The sequence below is a fragment of the Microbacterium sp. LWH11-1.2 genome, from assembly GCF_038397745.1.
Lineage (GTDB): Bacteria > Actinomycetota > Actinomycetes > Actinomycetales > Microbacteriaceae > Microbacterium.
In genome coordinates this window covers 807,116-820,455 of sequence record NZ_CP151636.1, presented here as the reverse complement: position 1 = coordinate 820,455, position 13,340 = coordinate 807,116, and the positions used below count along the sequence as shown (strand labels likewise).

Annotated in this window: 14 protein-coding genes; 6 read left to right on the top strand and 8 right to left on the bottom strand. The window is 69.9% G+C overall.

Going from position 1 to position 13,340, the window contains the following annotated elements:
- Positions 1 to 13 precede the first annotated feature (13 nt).
- From MRBLWH11_RS03830 to MRBLWH11_RS03810, 5 genes are read left to right on the top strand one after another with little or no spacing between them, the layout of a single operon-like run.
- Positions 14 to 979 (top strand): ABC transporter permease, encoded by a 966-nt coding sequence (locus MRBLWH11_RS03830; protein WP_116636198.1) that lies wholly within the window; start codon positions 14 to 16, stop codon positions 977 to 979.
- A complete protein-coding gene (locus MRBLWH11_RS03825; RefSeq protein ID WP_341946763.1) occupies positions 976 to 1,878 on the top strand; it encodes an ABC transporter permease in 903 nt (300 codons plus the stop codon). The genes MRBLWH11_RS03830 and MRBLWH11_RS03825 overlap by 4 nt, the downstream gene beginning before the upstream one ends.
- Positions 1,875 to 2,882 (top strand): ABC transporter ATP-binding protein, encoded by a 1,008-nt coding sequence (locus MRBLWH11_RS03820; protein ID WP_341946762.1) that lies wholly within the window; start codon positions 1,875 to 1,877, stop codon positions 2,880 to 2,882. Before MRBLWH11_RS03825 ends, MRBLWH11_RS03820 begins: the two co-directional genes overlap by 4 nt.
- Positions 2,879 to 3,862 (top strand): oligopeptide/dipeptide ABC transporter ATP-binding protein, encoded by a 984-nt coding sequence (locus MRBLWH11_RS03815; protein WP_341946761.1) that lies wholly within the window; start codon positions 2,879 to 2,881, stop codon positions 3,860 to 3,862. The genes MRBLWH11_RS03820 and MRBLWH11_RS03815 overlap by 4 nt, the downstream gene beginning before the upstream one ends.
- A gap of 49 nt (positions 3,863 to 3,911) precedes the next feature.
- Positions 3,912 to 4,994, top strand: a complete 1,083-nt coding sequence (locus tag MRBLWH11_RS03810) for a tartrate dehydrogenase (protein ID WP_341946760.1) — start codon at positions 3,912 to 3,914, stop codon at positions 4,992 to 4,994.
- Positions 4,995 to 5,110: 116 nt separating this feature from the next.
- Here MRBLWH11_RS03810 and MRBLWH11_RS03805 read toward each other — a convergent pair whose 3' ends face one another.
- The 7 genes from MRBLWH11_RS03805 to purL all read right to left on the bottom strand — a co-directional run bounded on the left by MRBLWH11_RS03805 (position 5,111) and on the right by purL (position 10,530).
- Positions 5,111 to 5,734 (bottom strand): hypothetical protein, encoded by a 624-nt coding sequence (locus tag MRBLWH11_RS03805; protein ID WP_341946759.1) that lies wholly within the window; start codon positions 5,732 to 5,734, stop codon positions 5,111 to 5,113.
- A gap of 129 nt (positions 5,735 to 5,863) precedes the next feature.
- Positions 5,864 to 6,301, bottom strand: coding sequence for a VOC family protein (locus MRBLWH11_RS03800; RefSeq protein WP_341946758.1), 438 nt, complete (start codon positions 6,299 to 6,301; stop codon positions 5,864 to 5,866).
- 44 nt (positions 6,302 to 6,345) lie between these two features.
- Positions 6,346 to 6,684 carry a cupin domain-containing protein gene (locus tag MRBLWH11_RS03795; protein ID WP_243408962.1) on the bottom strand — a complete coding sequence of 113 codons (339 nt, stop codon included), beginning with the start codon at positions 6,682 to 6,684 and terminating at the stop codon, positions 6,346 to 6,348.
- Between the two features lie 24 nt (positions 6,685 to 6,708).
- Positions 6,709 to 7,059, bottom strand: coding sequence for a TraR/DksA C4-type zinc finger protein (locus tag MRBLWH11_RS03790; RefSeq protein WP_341946757.1), 351 nt, complete (start codon positions 7,057 to 7,059; stop codon positions 6,709 to 6,711).
- Between the two features lie 63 nt (positions 7,060 to 7,122).
- Positions 7,123 to 7,845, bottom strand: a complete 723-nt coding sequence (locus tag MRBLWH11_RS03785; RefSeq protein ID WP_341946756.1) for a DUF2786 domain-containing protein — start codon at positions 7,843 to 7,845, stop codon at positions 7,123 to 7,125.
- Positions 7,846 to 8,023: 178 nt separating this feature from the next.
- On the bottom strand, positions 8,024 to 8,170 hold the full coding sequence (locus tag MRBLWH11_RS03780) for a hypothetical protein (protein ID WP_165808094.1): 147 nt from the start codon (positions 8,168 to 8,170) through the stop codon (positions 8,024 to 8,026).
- 23 nt (positions 8,171 to 8,193) lie between these two features.
- Positions 8,194 to 10,530, bottom strand: a complete 2,337-nt coding sequence (purL, locus tag MRBLWH11_RS03775; protein WP_341946754.1) for a phosphoribosylformylglycinamidine synthase subunit PurL — start codon at positions 10,528 to 10,530, stop codon at positions 8,194 to 8,196.
- A gap of 543 nt (positions 10,531 to 11,073) precedes the next feature.
- Here purL and MRBLWH11_RS03770 point away from each other — a divergent pair.
- Positions 11,074 to 12,294 carry an MFS transporter gene (locus MRBLWH11_RS03770; RefSeq protein WP_341946753.1) on the top strand — a complete coding sequence of 407 codons (1,221 nt, stop codon included), beginning with the start codon at positions 11,074 to 11,076 and terminating at the stop codon, positions 12,292 to 12,294.
- Here MRBLWH11_RS03770 and MRBLWH11_RS03765 read toward each other — a convergent pair.
- Complete coding sequence (locus MRBLWH11_RS03765; protein WP_341946752.1) at positions 12,281 to 13,153, bottom strand: serine/threonine-protein kinase; 873 nt, start codon at positions 13,151 to 13,153, stop codon at positions 12,281 to 12,283. The genes MRBLWH11_RS03770 and MRBLWH11_RS03765 overlap by 14 nt on opposite strands.
- Between the last annotated feature and the right edge of the window lie 187 nt (positions 13,154 to 13,340).

Sequence of the window (13,340 nt, the reverse complement as noted above, 5' to 3'; positions counted from 1 at the left end):
AGGAGGCGACGTCATGATCACGTTCATCACACGACGGGTGCTTTACTCGATCCCGGTGATCCTCGTCGCCTCCTTCGTGCTGTTCTGGGCGGTGCGAGCGACGTTCGACCCCCTCGCCAAGCTCCGCCTGGCGCAGGATCCGACCGCTCTCTCCCGCGAGATCGAGCGGCTGGGCCTGGATCGCTCGATCCCCGAGCAGTACTTCCTCTGGCTGCGGTCGATGGTCGTCGGGGACTGGGGTCTGAGCACCCGCACCGGCACCCCGGTGCTCCCGCTGATCGGCGAGGCGCTGTGGCCCACGCTGCAGCTGGCGTTCTGGGGGCTGCTGATCGCGGTCCTCATCGCGGGCGGCGTGAGCGTCTACTCGGCGGTGCGGCAGTACTCCCTGGGCGACAATCTGCTCACGGGTGCCTCGTACCTCGGCATCGCGATGCCGGCGTTCTGGTTCGGCCTCATCCTCATCCAGACGTTCGCGGTCTGGCCGAAGGAGGCGTTCGGGCTCAGCGAGCCGCCGCTGTACTTCATCGGGCTCAACTCGCCGGGGCAGACCGGCGTGCTCGACTACATCCGCCATCTGATCCTGCCCGTCGCCGCGCTCATGATCGCCCTCATCGCGTCGTGGAGCCGGTTCGGCCGTGCCGCGATGCTCGATGCGCTCTCGAGCGACTACGTGCGCACGGCCCGGGCGAAGGGCGTGCCGCGCCGCCAGGTGATCTGGCGGCACGCGGTGCGCAACTCGCTCGCCCCGTTCGTCACGGTCGTCGCGCTCGATGCGGCGATCCTCATCGGCGGGCTCGTGGTCACCGAGCAGATCTTCGCGATCCCCGGCATGGGGCGTCTGTTCCTGCAGTCGCTCGTCGCGGGCGACGTGTTCGTGCTGCTGCCCTGGATGATCGTGGTCGCCGTGGCGGTCGTGATCTGCAACCTGGTCGCCGACATCGCCTACGCGGTGCTCGACCCGAGAGTGAGACTGTCATGAGCGGTGCCGGCATCGCGGGGCGCGAGGAGCTGCTCGCCGAGCAGGAGCCGCAGAAGGCGCCCACCCGTCAGCTGTTGAAGGGCTTCCTGCGGCACCGACTCGGCGTGGTGAGCCTGATCGTGCTGGTGATCCTGCTGATCGCGTGCTTCGGCGCCGGCTGGATCGCTCCTTATCCGCAGGGGCAGCAGGACCTCCTCACCGGGCCCACCCCGCCCTCGGGGGCGCACTGGCTCGGAACCGACGAGCTCGGCCGCGACTACCTCAGCGAGATCCTCTTCTCCGGCCAGATCTCGCTCGCGATCGGCCTCGCCGTCGCCCTGCTCGCGACCGTCGTCGGCACGGCCCTCGGCGCGATCTCGGGCTACGTCGGCGGCTGGATCGGCGAGCTCATCATGCGCATCACCGACCTCTTCCTCATCGTCCCCGCGATCGCCCTGCTCGCGGTGATCCTGCAGGGGCTCGGGCCCTCGCCGACGACCATCGTCCTCGCGCTCACGGCGCTCGGCTGGACCTACATCGCCCGGGTCGTGCGGGCGCAGGTGCTGTCCCTCCGCGAGAAGGACTTCATCGACGCGGCACGCGGCATCGGAGCATCCGGCATCCGCATCGTCGTCTCGCACCTGCTGCCGAACCTCGCCGGGGTGATCGTGGTCGCGATGAGCCTGGCCGTGGCATCCTCGATCATCGCGGAGTCGACGCTGAGCTTCCTCGGGTTCGGGGTGCAGCCGCCGCAGACCAGCTGGGGCTCGATGCTCAGCCAGGCCGCAGGCTACGTCGGCACCCCGCAGGTGTACCTGCTGTACTTCCCCGGACTCTTCATCCTCGTGACCGTGCTGTGCGTGAACTTCATCGGCGACGGACTGCGCGATGCGCTCGACCCGCAGGGGAAGAACCTGTGAGCGGCGGCGAGGTGCTGCTGGAGGTCGAGGATCTGTCGGTCAGCTTCCCGACGGATGCCGGACTCGCCAGGGCCATCGAGGGCGTGTCGTTCGTGCTGCGCGAGGGAGAGACGGTCGGGATCGTCGGGGAGTCGGGATCCGGCAAGTCGATGACCGCGATGGCGATCATGGGGCTGCTGCCGAAGAAGGCGGTCGTCACCGGGTCGATCAGATTCCGGGGCACCGAGCTGGTGGGGATGTCGGATGCCGCGCTGCGCGAGGTGCGCGGCAAGGACATCGCCGTGGTCTTCCAGGACGCGCTCACCGCTCTCAACCCGGTCATGCGCGTCGGCGAGCAGCTGATCGAGGCCGTGCGCGTGCACCGTCCCGACACCACCCCGGCCGAGCGGAAGGCGCGGGCGGTCGAGCTGCTGGACGTCGTCGGCATCCCCTCGCCCGAACTGCGCGTCGACCGCTACCCGCACGAGTTCTCGGGTGGCATGCGCCAGCGCGTGATGATCGCGATGAGCATCGCCAACGAACCCGACCTGCTGATCGCCGACGAGCCGACGACCGCGCTCGACGTGACCGTGCAGGCGCAGGTGCTCGAGGTGCTGCGCGAGGTGCAGCGCCGCACCGGCACGACGGTGCTGCTCATCACCCACGACCTCGGCGTCGTCGCCGGCACCGCCGACCGGGTCATGGTCATGTACGCGGGCGGGCTGGTCGAGACGGCCGACGTCGATCCGCTCTTCTACGAGACCGCGCACCCCTACACGGCAGGGCTCCTGGCGTCGCTGCCGCGGATCGACCGGCGCGCGTCGCGCGACGAGAGGCTGTACCAGATCGCGGGTCAGCCGCCGGTGGCGACCGCATGGCCTGCCGGGTGCCGCTTCGCTCCGCGCTGCGCGCACGCGGTCGCGGGGCTGTGCGATGTCGCGGTTCCGCCCGCGGTGCCGGTGGGTTCCGGGCATACAGCGGCCTGCGTGCGCGTGGACGAATGGCAGAAGGAGGCGGCGTCATGAGCACGAGCCTGACCGTGCAGAACCTCGTCAAGGAGTACAAGGTCGGTGGCGGTCTCTTCGGCCGGACCCGCGACGTCGTGCAGGCCGTGTCGGACGTCAGCCTCTCGATCGACGGCGGACAGACCTTCGGCCTCGTGGGCGAGAGCGGATGCGGCAAGTCGTCGCTCGGCCGCAGCGTCGCCCGCCTGCAGACCAGCGACGGGGGCTCCATCCGGCTCGGCGCCGATGACATCACCGGCGTCGAGGGCGGACGGCTGCGGGCGCTGCGCCGGCGCGTGCAGTTCGTGTTCCAGGACCCGTACGCCTCGCTCAACCCGCGCAAGTCCGTGCGGGCGACGCTGACCGAGCCGCTCGCGATCCACGGGCTGCACCGCGGTCAGCACGAGCGCCGGGTCGAGGAGCTGCTCGCGCAGGTCGGGCTCAACCCCGCGCACGCCGACCGCTTCCCGCACGAGTTCTCCGGAGGTCAGCGGCAGCGGCTCGGCATCGCCAGGGCTCTCGCCGTGGAGCCCGAGGTGATCGTGCTCGACGAGCCCGTCAGCGCCCTCGATGTGAGCGTGCAGGCCGGAGTGCTGAACCTGCTCGACGACCTGCAGCGCGACCTCGGGCTCACGTACCTGTTCATCGCGCACGACCTGTCCGTGGTGCGACACCTCAGCGACCGCGTCGGAGTCATGTACCTCGGCAAGCTCGTGGAGGAAGGACCCGTCGACGACCTGTACGAGCGGCCCCGGCATCCGTACACGCAGGCGCTGCTGTCGGCGATCCCGGTTCCCGACCCGCGGGCCGAGCGGGCGCGCGAGCGCATCGTGCTGACCGGCGACGTGCCGAGTCCGGTGTCACCGCCGAGCGGATGCCGCTTCCGCACCCGCTGCTGGAAGGCCACCGAGGTGTGCGCCGAGGTGGTGCCCGAGCTCGAAGACCACGGCGGCACCCACCGGGTCGCCTGCCATCACCCCGACGAGCTCGACGTTCTCTGACCCCCGCCTCGACCGGAACGATCGCCCTGCTGCAACCGGAAGGAACCCCATGACGACCACCCACCGCATCGCCGTGATCGCCGGAGACGGCATCGGCACCGAGGTGATGCCGGAAGGGCTGCGGGTGCTGCGCGCCGCGGCGTCCCGATTCGACATCGACCTCGAGTTCACGGAGTTCGACTTCGCGAGCGCGACGTACTGGCAGCAGCACGGGCGGATGCTGCCGGACGACTGGTTCGAGACGCTGCGCGGCTTCGATGCGATCTACTTCGGGGCGGTCGGCTGGCCCGACGTCGTGCCCGATCACGTGAGCCTGTGGGGGAGCCTCATCCAGTTCCGGCGCGCGTTCGACCAGTACGTGAACCTGCGGCCGGTGCGGCTCATGCCCGGCGTGGTCTCGCCGCTCGCCGGTCGTGAGCCGGGCGACATCGACTTCTACGTGGTGCGCGAGAACACCGAGGGGGAGTACTCCTCGATCGGCGGCCGGATGTTCGAGGGCACCGACCGCGAGTTCGTGCTGCAGGAGACCGTGATGACGCGCACCGGCGTCGACCGGGTGCTGCGCTACGCGTACGACCTGGCGCAGCGCCGCGAGGCCAAGCACCTGACGTCGGCGACCAAGAGCAACGGCATCTCGATCTCGATGCCCTACTGGGATGAGCGCGTCGCCGCGGTCGGCGCCGACTACCCAGAGGTGCGCCGCGACCAGTTCCACATCGACATCCTCACGGCGAACTTCGTGCTGCACCCCGACTGGTTCGACGTGGTCGTGGCGAGCAACCTGTTCGGCGACATCCTCTCCGATCTCGGTCCCGCCTGCACCGGGACGATCGGCATCGCGCCGAGCGCCAATATCAACCCCGAAGGTGACTTCCCCAGCCTGTTCGAGCCTGTGCACGGCTCGGCTCCCGACATCGCCGGGCGCGGCATCGCGAACCCGATCGGGCAGATCTGGTGCGGCGCCATGATGCTCGAGCACCTGGGCCACCCGGATGCCGGAGCCGCCGTGCTCGCCGCGATCGAGGACGTGCTCGCCCGCGGAGCGGATGTCGCGCCCTTCACCCCCGACCTCGGCGGCACGGCGACCACGGTCGAGCTCGGTGCCGCGATCGCGGAGGCCGTCGCGGGGTAGGGATCGCCTCGGCCCACTCGTTCGGGAGGAGTTCCCGCCGTCGGGCGGACGTGCGCACGGAAAACCTCCGCCCGACGCGGCGAACTCCTCCCGACGACGCGTACCGCCGAGGACCATCAGCGCAGTTGCGGCACCGCCGTGCTCGGGTCGTTCACGATCGCCTCGAGGTCGGCACGAAGCCCGGTCGCGCGCTCGGGCACGCTCGGCAGGGAGATCTCGGCGCAGCGACGGGCGAGCTCGAGGTCACCGGCCAGCGCCGCGACCCGCGCCCAGGTGAGCAGGTGGGCCGGATGCGGAGGATCGACCACTGCCGCGCGCGCCGCCTCGTGGAAGTCCTGCGGCCAGGTGGCGAGCCGGCCGAAGAAGGCGCTGGACTGCCGGTCCCACTCCGAGACGAGGAACGACACCGACTCCTGCGCCTCCTCGGCGGTCGAACCGTAGACGAAGTCGGGGTCGTGATTGTTGCGGAACCCGGGGATGATCGACGACCGCCAGGCGCAGTCCGCTTCGCGGATCTTCGTCGGATCGATGACGTGACCGGAGATGTCGCCCAACAGAGTCAGATGCACGCCCACGTCGATGCGGAAGACGCCGCGCCGCGGCTGGTGCACGACCTCGACGACGTGCACGACCGGGTCGTCGGCGCGGCGCAGCACGTCCCCGTTGCGCGCGAACCCCTGCGCCTTCAGGAGCGGGAAGAAGTGCGCGCGAAGGAGGGCGGTCGTCGTCTGCTTGTCCACACAGGAATCGTAGCCAGACCGCGGCGCCCCATCCGCTGGGACGGCTGGTCGTGCGCGGGGATCGGATCAGCGAGCCGGTGGTGGTCGCGCGCCTCCGGGCAGCGACCGAGCTGATCTGGCGCGGGATGGTCAGCTCTTCGTGAGGTCCTGCGCGAACATCACCAGGATGCCGCTGGGGCCGCGGAGATACGTGAGCTTGTAGACGTCCTGGTAGTTCGCGACGCCACGGAGCGGGTGGTAGCCGTGCCGGGCGGCGATCGCCAGCGACTCGTCGATGTCGTCGACCGCGAAGGCGATGCGGTGCATCCCGATCTCGTTGGGCAGCGTGGGCTCGGTCTCGATCGCGTCGGGGTGGATGTACTCGAAGAGCTCGATCTGGCCTTGGCCGTCCGGCGTCTGGAGCACCGCGATCCTGGCGTGGTTGCCGTCGAGGCCGACGGCCGTGTCGGCCCATTCTCCGCTGACCTCGTCGCGGCCGAGCACGGAGAGCCCGAGGTCGGAGAAGAAGGAGATCGTCTCGTCGAGGTCGCGCACGGCGATGCCGACGTTCTCAAGTCTGATTGCCATGAGGGGATGCTACTCGCGCACGCCGACGTCGGGTTCGGCCGGATCTACTCGAGCCACTCCGTGATGAAGCGGTCGCTCGCATGCACGTGGGTGGCCTCGTAGGTGCCGCCGTCGAGCACTTCGAAGCGATGGGTGACGAGCGAGGGGACGACGAGGATCTGCCCGCCCACGCCCACGACCTGCTCCTCGCCGACCGTGAACAGCGCGCGGCCGTGGTGGATCACGAATGTCTCGGCGTACGGATGCCGGTGCAGTCGAGGCCCGCGGCCCGGAGTGGTGATGTACTCGCGCATGATGCTCACGGGCGAGCCGAGCAGACGACCCTCGATGTCTTCGTCGCGGCTCACGTCTCTGGGGTGGATGGTCACGGCTCCTCCGTTCACGCCCTCAGGGTACGCCGATCGCTCTCAGCGGCCGAGCTTCTCGGCGCAGGCGACGCAGTGGACGGCGAACGGCCGCACCTCGAGGCGCGCCGGCGGGATCGGCCGACCGCAGTTCGCGCAGACGCCGTACGTTCCGGCATCCATCCGAGCGATCGCCTCGTCGACCTGCCGCAGTTCGGATGCCGCGGCCTCGGCCAGACCCGTCAGACGCGACCATTCGGATGACAGGGTGACGCCCTCGGGGTCATGCTCGTCGTCGTCGTTCGAGCCCTCGCGATCATGCGTGAGTTCGTCGAGGGTCGCGGCCGTGGTGCTGACCCGTTCCGCCGCCTGCGCGCGCAGCTCCTGCAGGAGTGTGCGCAGGTCGGCCGTCATCCCCTCACCCTAGACAGAGGCACCGACACGCCGCGGTGCGAGTCGTCGGTGCCCATCGGTGGCTCATCGTGCGACGCCGCGGCCGGGCGTCACGGCACGCTCGCCGGTTCGCGCCTCGCGACCCGAGCGGTGCCCGTGCACAAAGGCCCCGGCATCCGCTCCCTGACGCCCGCGTGCCCGGCGGGTCGGCATCCGGTCGATCACGGCGTCCACCCTTTCGCGGCGGGAGGCGAGCACGAGGTCGGTGCCGCTGCCGGATTCCTCGATGATGCGGCGCCGGCTGTCGTCGATGCGCTCGGCCGCGCCGGCCGCGAACCCCCGGATGAACCCGCTGCGCGCGCGCCGCCTGTCGCCTTCCGTGCCCCACCGGTAACTGTCGCGCTGCGCGGCCCACCACGCCCGCATCGCCACCATCGCCTGCACCTCGAGACTCGCGGTGAGCACGCGCGCCTGCTGCGCGTCGGAGGCGTAGCCCACGAGGTAGAGGACCGACCCGGCCGCCTGGTCGGCGTGCAACGGGCGCACCGTGTCGAGCGCCAGCGCCACCCGGGTGCCGAGCTCGCGCATGTCGCGCGCGTAGACCCCGGTGAAGACGATCCGCTCCTGGACGATCTCCTCACCGGACTGACCGGATCGGGCGCGGCGCTCGTCGAGGCGCGCCTGCTCGATGCCGTATTTCACCATCAGCCGCTCGGCGTGCTCGGTGAGCGCCTCTGCCTCCTCGGGCGTCGTGCTCTCGGCCTTCGCCAGCAGCTGGGCGATCAGGTCCAGTTTCGCTTCGGTCATGGGGTCCCCTTTGCTCGTGATGCTCTGCATCCTCCGAGGGGGGTCTCCCATTCCGGCGCCCTTCGCCGCGTTCGGTGAAGAAGGTCGTTCAGCGGCTCGCTGTGGACGAGAAGTCGACCCGTCGTGCTGCGCGCGTCGACGAGCCGCGCGACCGGGGTGAGTGCGGCGGAGCCGCGGGTCAGCCGAAGATCAGCGTCAGCACGGTCGCGCCGCCGCCGCCGAGGATCAGCGCGACGATGACCGTCCAGGCGATGATCCGAATGCGGCGGTTGCGCGGCTCGCCCAGGTCGCCGTAGTCGTCGTCGGGCTTGCTCAGTTCGCTCATGCGTTTCGTCTCGCCTCTGTCGCTCAACGACCGGCGTCGGCCGGCTCCGCGACGGTCGGGCCGAAGTACGACGGCAGCGTGGCCTTCGAGCGCTCGCGCAGCTCGTCGACCGAGACCGTGAAGACGTCCTGCACCTCGAGCTGCGGCTCGCTGTCGGTCACGCCGATGCGCAGCACCGGGTAGTTGCGACCCTCGCACAGGCCGCGGAACTTCACGTCGTCCTCGCGGGGCACCGTCACGATGACGCGGCCGGTCGACTCCGAGAACAGCGCCGACGCGGCATCCACACCACAGCTCTCGATGATCTCGTTGAGCCAGACGCGGGCGCCGACGCCGAAGCGCGAGACGCCCTCGGCGAGGGCCTGGCCGAGGCCGCCCTCGGAGACGTCGTGCGCCGAGGAGATCAGCCATTCGTCGCGGGCAGCCGACAGCAGGCCGGCGAGGCGCTTCTCGCCCGCGAGATCGACCTTCGGGGGCAGTCCGCCGAGGTGCTGGTGCACGACGTCGGCCCAGGCCGAACCGGAGAGCTCGGTCGAGGTCGTGCCGAGCAGGTAGATGTTCTGACCGATGTCCTGCCACCCCGAGGGGATGCGGCGCGAGACGTCGTCGATGATGCCGAGCACGCCGACGAGCGGGGTCGGGTGGATCGGCACGTCGCCGGTCTGGTTGTAGAACGAGACGTTGCCTCCGGTGACCGGGGTGCCGAGCTCGTAGCATCCGTCGGCGAGGCCGTCGACCGTCTGACCGAACTGCCACATGACCTCGGGGTTCTCCGGGGATCCGAAGTTCAGGCAGTCGGTGATGGCGGTGGGCACCGCGCCGGTGACGGCGACGTTGCGGTACGCCTCGGCCAGCGCGAGCTGCGCGCCGGCGTACGGGTCGAGCTGGCAGTAGCGGCCGTTCGCGTCGGTGGAGATCGCGAACCCGAGGCCGGACTCCTCGTCGACGCGGATCATGCCGGCGTCATCGGGGAAGCTGAGAGCGGTGTTGCCGAGCACGTAGTAGTCGTACTGGTTGGTGATCCAGCTCGTGTCGGCCAGGTTCGGCGACGCGACCAGGTTCAGGAACTGCTCGCGCAGCACCTCCGGGTCGTTGGAGCGGGGCAGGTTCTCCGCGGCATCCGCCTGCAGCGCGTCGATCCACGTCGGGTACGCGACCGGGCGGTCGTAGACCGGGCCGTCGACCGCGACGGTCGAGGGGTCGACATCGACGATGCGCTCGCCCTGCCAGTCGATGATGAGGCGTCCGTCGCCGGTGACCTCGCCGAGCACGGAGGTCTCGACCTCCCACTTGTTCACGACCTCGAGGAAGGCGTCGAGCTTCTCGGGCGCGACGATCGCCATCATGCGCTCCTGCGACTCCGACATGAGGATCTCCTCAGCGGTGAGCGTGGGGTCACGCAGCAGCACGTTGTCGAGCGAGACCTTCATGCCGCTGTTGCCGTTGGCGGCCAGCTCGCTGGTCGCGCAGGAGATGCCTGCCGCGCCGAGGTCCTGGATCGCCTCGACGAGCTCGCCGCGGTACAGCTCGAGGCAGCACTCGATGAGCACCTTCTCGGCGAACGGGTCGCCGACCTGCACTGCGGGACGCTTGGTCGGGCCGGTGGAGTCGAACGAGTCGGATGCCAGGATGCTGGCGCCGCCGATGCCGTCGCCACCCGTGCGGGCGCCGAAGAGCACCACCTTGTTGCCGACGCCGGTCGCGTTGGCGAGCTTGAGGTCTTCGTGGCGGAGCACGCCCACCGCGAGCGCGTTCACGAGCGGGTTGGCCTGGTAGACCGAGTCGAAGACGGTCTCGCCGCCGATGTTCGGCAGTCCCAGGCAGTTGCCGTAGAAGCTGATGCCGCTCGTCACGCCGTGCACGACGCGGGCGGTGTCGGGGTGGTCGATCGCGCCGAAGCGGAGGGCGTCCATGACCGCGACCGGGCGGGCGCCCATCGAGATGATGTCGCGGACGATGCCGCCGACGCCGGTTGCCGCACCCTGGAAGGGCTCGATGAAGCTGGGGTGGTTGTGGCTCTCGGCCTTGAAGGTGACGGCCCAGCCCTCGCCGACGTCGATGACGCCCGCGTTCTGGCCCATGCCGACCATGAGGCGTTCCTTCATCTCGTCGGAGACCTTCTGGCCGAAGCGGCGCAGGTAGTTCTTCGACGACTTGTAGGAGCAGTGCTCCGACCACATGACGGAGTACATCGCCAGCTCGCCCGATGTGGGGCGGCGGCCGAGGATCTCCTTGATGCGCGCGTACTCGTCATCCTTGAGGCCGAGGGCGCCGTACGGCTGCTCCTTCTCGGGCGTCGCGATCGCGTTCTCGACGGAGTCGGGGACGTGCTTGTGGACAGGTGCAGGGGCGGTGGTCACGCGCACTCCAAAGGAAGGGGCCGGCGGGGCGGTTCCAGTCTACCGGCGGTCGGGTGCGGCCGGATTCGGGGCGTGTGGGACCGGACGCGGGTCCCACCGCGTGCACAATTCAGCAAAAATCTCCGCGGCGAGAACCGGCTTCCGAGTGAATCCGCGACGGTGCTCGCGCTTCGAGCGCATTCTTACTGAATCGTGCACACCGCCCGCCCGGTCAGGCGTAGCTGGATGCCGCGGCGAAACGGGAGGCCAGAGCCGAGGTGGCCGCACGCAGCTCCTCCGGGCCGACGATCCGGATGCCGCCGCCACCGCCGGCTCGACCCGACGCGAGAACGACACCACGGTCACCGACCGCACGTTCTTCCAGTCGGCGCGAGCCGAGTCGCTCGACGAGCTCACGCGCTCCTGGGATGGCCTCGCCGACGGTGCCGAGATCGTCGAGCCGCTCGCCGGCTTCGACGTCGCCGGAGCATCAAACTGCAACTTGGGGGTTGCACTAGGTCACTCTTTGTGCAACTGTGGAGTTGCAGACAGCGAGGAGAGATCATGATCGCGACCACCCGGAAGCGCGTCCGCCCGGCAGCCGTATTGGCGGCGCTGTTCGCCGGAGCATTCGTCATGGGCTGCGCCGAGATGCTCGTCGTCGGGATGATCGACCTCATCGCCGCCGATCTGTCGGTCTCGCTCGCTGCTGCGGGAGCGCTCGTGACCGCCAATGCGCTCGGGCTCGCGATCGGTGGGCCACTGCTCACCTTCCTCACCACGCGCTTCGACCGGCGGCAGGTGCTGCTGGCGACGGCATCCGTCTTCCTGGCGGCGAATCTGCTGCCCGCGCTGTTCGCGGACTACCCGATGTTCCTCGTCGCACGCGTCGTGATCGGTGCCGCGCAGGGCCTGTTCATCGCCGCGGCGATGGTGACTGCCACGTCGATCGTGCCGCCGGAGCGCACCGGCCGCGCGATGTCGGTGGTCATCTCGGGGTTCGCGACATCGAGCGCGCTCGGCCTTCCGATCGGGACCCTGCTCGGGCAGTCGGTCGGCTGGAGAGGATCGTTCGTCGCGGTCGTCATCGTCGCGGCCGCGGTGCTCGTCGTGCTGTTCGTCGTGCTGCCGTCGGTCCCGACGGACGCGGGCAGCGGCGCCGTCGGACAGGCGCGGCATGCCTTCGCTCCCCGTGTGCTCGCCGTGCTGAGCGTGAGTTTCCTCACCTTCGCGGCGATGCTCGCGGCGATCACGTATCTCGTTCCGTTCCTCGCCGAGTTGACCGGACTCACCGGCCCGCTCGTCACGGTCTACCTGCTCGTCTACGGGATCTCGACCACTCTCGGATCGGCGATCGGCGGGCGTTTCGCCGATGCGAACGCCGCACGGATGCTGATCGTCGGGGCCCTCGGTGTGCTGATCTCGTTGGGCGCCCTGCTGCTGTTCGGCGGAAACCCGTGGATCGTGGGACTCTCCGTGCTCGGGATCGGGATGCTGGGGATGGGCACAGCCCCGTCGATCCAGCATCGCGTCGTGGCTCTCGCCGGTCCCGGGGCGCCCCTCGCTGCGTCCCTCCCGGCGTCCGCGGTGAACGTCGGGATCGCCTTCGGATCTCTCGCCGGCGGGATCGCACTTGAGCAGTGGGGAGTGGCGTTCGCGGTGATCGTCGGGATGGGCATCGCGGTCGTGGCGATCGTGGTCGCGTGGGGGACGAGCTTCCTGCAGGCTCCCGCGGCGTCGGGACGACCTGTCGAGGCAGGATCCGCAGGGGTCAGGCGGCGTTGAGCTCCACGCGCCGGTCCCCGCGCACCAGGGCGCGAGCGGCACGGGCCACCTCGACGGCTGTGGGGCGCTCGCGCGGGTCGAGGCGCGTCATGTGCTCGAGCAGCCGTCGCCAGTCGGGATCGACCGAAGCCGGGATGAACGGCTTCGTGGTCAGGCGTCGGATCGCGGCGACGCGGCCCGTCCCGAGCGCGGCGTATCCGGCCTCACCGGTGAGAGCTTCGAGCATGACGAGCCCGAGGGCGAAGATGTCGACCGCGGTGCCGGGGTCGGCATCGCGCAGCTGCTCCGGCGCCATGTAGGTGAGTGTGCCGAGCACGTGTCCCGACGAGGTCATCCGCGCATCGTCGAGCTCGCAGGCGATGCCGAAGTCGGCGAGCTTCGCGGCCCACTGTCCTCCGCGGCGGGTGCGACGGGGCGCGAGGAGCACGTTCGAGGGCTTCACGTCGCGGTGGACGATGCCGGCGGCGTGCACCGCGGCCAGGCCCTCGGCGAGATCGCGCGTCAGGTGCGCGAGCTGGCGGGCGGGCACCGGTCCCGCAGCCATGCGTTCGGCGAGGGTCGGACCGTCCACGAACTCCATGACCAGGTACTGCGGACGCCGTCGCCGCAGCTGCGCGTCGAACAGCGCGACGAGAGAGGGGTGGCTCAGCGAGGCGAGAAGGGCCTCCTCGGTCCGCGCGCGATCGGCGTTGCGCAGCGCACCCTCGCCACGGTGGAGCATCTTGATCGCGACGGTCCGTCCGACGTAGGTGTCCTCGGCGCGATAGACGGTGGCAGTGCCGCCCTGTCCGACCCGATCCTGCAGGACATAGCGTCCGTCGAGCAGGGCGGACGAAGGAGAGAGAACCTCCAGCGTCATCACGCACTCCTCGTTCCGGCATCCGGGTCTTGTATTCCACTGACAGTATCCCGCGCCATCCTGGGCATCTCCTGCCTTGACGCGCCGCGAAAACAGTGGGTGAGAGCCGATCCCGACCGGATGCCGACACCGCGGAGGCGTAGCATCGCCACCAGGCGCGCATGGCGCGCCGACGATCGCACACGTA